The organism is Streptomyces sp. NPDC030222 (assembly GCF_055573115.1).
Genome location: NZ_JBVICA010000066.1, coordinates 1 through 1,978 on the forward strand (window position 1 = coordinate 1; position 1,978 = coordinate 1,978).

Sequence of the window (1,978 nt, forward strand, 5' to 3'; positions counted from 1 at the left end):
ATCAGCCGCGGTGCCCACTGGCGAGTGGCCTCGCCACCGACCCGGCCAGCACCCGCGATGGGCAGCAGCATGCACTGGATCGGAATGGCGGACTGGCGGAGGAAGACCAGCACCATCTGAATGAAGCCGATCAGGAGCAGCACGATCAGGATGCCGCCCATGAAGGCCGGGTTTGCGATGGCCTGCGGCAGCAGCACCGCGATGATCCGTTCGACGGCCAGGCCGTCGTCGTCGAAGGTGGCATCCACCAACCCTGCGGTCAGCGCGTCGCCCAGTTCCAGGAGCGCGACAACAATCGTGACGCCGATGCCGGTCAACAGAGCGTTCTGTACCCAGCCCACCAGGGCTTGGCCCGCGTATTTCATCTGCCCGGTGACGGCCATCTTCCCTAGCTGCCACATCAGGCCGAACGTGGCGATCACCCAGCCCAGCCACACGAGCATGCCGGAGAGTGTGGCGTCCCGTCCGAACAAGCCGGTCGCCGCAAGGTCGAGGGAGGGGCCGTTCAGGGCCACGGTGAAGGTCTTCTTCAGCGCGTATTTGGCTACGTCCTCAGCGGACTTCAGGACGGCGCCGAGTACGGAGTCCTTGACCTTGTTCCACTCCTCTTTGACGATCTTCTCTCCGGTGTCGCCGATCTTGTCGCACACGTCCTCACCGGCTATGGCATCCACGATGGCGCCACCGAGGGGGCCCATATTGATCTCGCACATGGCGTCGATGCCTTGACTGATTGGCCCGTCGGCGGCCGCAGGCGGCGCCGAGTAGACGCAGAAGGTGGCGGTCAGTGCAAGAAGCAGGGCGACGACACGCCTCACGAGGCCTCCCGGATGGCGGTCCATCCGGCGTCGTTGAACTTGGCGTCGCCCGGTGCGACCATCGCCGGCTTGTCCTTGCCGCGGGTCTCCTGCAGCGCGTGGGTGAGTGCTTCACCGGACAGCTTCCAGTCGCCCATCTCCCACTTGGCGGCCATCAGAAGCCGGGTGTAGCCGCCCTGCTCCTTGTCGATCTCCCCCGCCTTCATCGTCGCTCGGGACAGCAGCCACATGCTGACCTCGTCCTTCGACTGCTTGATGACCTTGAAGCCGACCACGTGGTTGCGGACGTACGCCCCCGACGGCATGTCTCCGTCGGCCGGCAGACCCAGCTCGCGCCTGAGCTTCTTGTCTGCCTGGCCAGCCCTGAGCTCGACCTTCTTGGCGGTCTCCGGGGTCCGGTCGGCCGCGGCCAAGTAGGACTCGAAGTTCCCGAGCTGCTCGTCGACCATGCTGCGGTCGCCCTCGACAGCGGTCGAGTTGCCGGCCACCAGCATGGCCACGGCACCCTCGGTGCTGTGCGGGAAGCCGACCGGGTTGCCCTGCCTGTCGGTGCGGGCTCCTCGAGGAAGCGATGCCCACCGCTGCGGCTCGGTCCAGTCATCCGGCGGGGCGTAGCCCGATGCCGGCGCGGAGGGTGCCGCTGTGACGGTACCGTCGTTCTTCTTGCCCGGGGCTGCGGTGTTTTCCTCGTCGCCGCTGAAGGCGAGGTATCCGGTGAGGCCGAGCATCACGGCGGCTACGCCGCTGGCGCCCCACATCATGGCCTTCTGCGACCTGGTCATCGCCGCCACCGATCAGCCCGCCGCGATGCCGTTGATGATGGTGATCAGCGAGCCCGCGAGGAGCAGCGCGGCGATGCCGCCGCCCATCCACTTGAACGGTTCCGATCCGCCGCCGTTCCGGGACTTGTCCGAGACGGCGAGCTTGTAGACGCCGAAGCCCACCGCGGCGGCGCCGGCCAGGGCGAGCAGCCAGAGGCCGTAGCCGAACAGCTGGGAGACGGTGTTGTCCACTCCCGGGATCGGGGTCGGCTTGGCGCCCGGAATCAGCCCTTTCCCATCGCCTTTGTCCGCGAGCGTCACGGCCAGCGCGACCAGATTCATGGTGATCATTTCCCTTCGAGTTGGCGGCGCAGGGCGGCGGCCGCGGTCTTCACGTCT

The 1,978-nt window shown here is 67.0% G+C and carries 3 protein-coding genes; all 3 read right to left on the reverse strand.

Going from position 1 to position 1,978, the window contains the following annotated elements; translation table 11 throughout:
• A partial coding sequence (locus ACZ4Z5_RS33310) for a hypothetical protein (protein ID WP_468270018.1) occupies nt 1-818 on the reverse strand: 818 nt, incomplete at its 3' end.
• Nucleotides 815-1,600: a hypothetical protein gene (locus tag ACZ4Z5_RS33315; RefSeq protein ID WP_468270020.1), complete on the reverse strand. Its 786-nt coding sequence runs from the start codon at nt 1,598-1,600 to the stop codon at nt 815-817. The genes ACZ4Z5_RS33315 and ACZ4Z5_RS33310, both read right to left, overlap by 4 nt.
• Nucleotides 1,601-1,612: 12 nt before the next feature.
• A partial coding sequence (locus ACZ4Z5_RS33320) for a hypothetical protein (RefSeq protein WP_468270022.1) occupies nt 1,613-1,978 on the reverse strand: 366 nt, incomplete at its 5' end.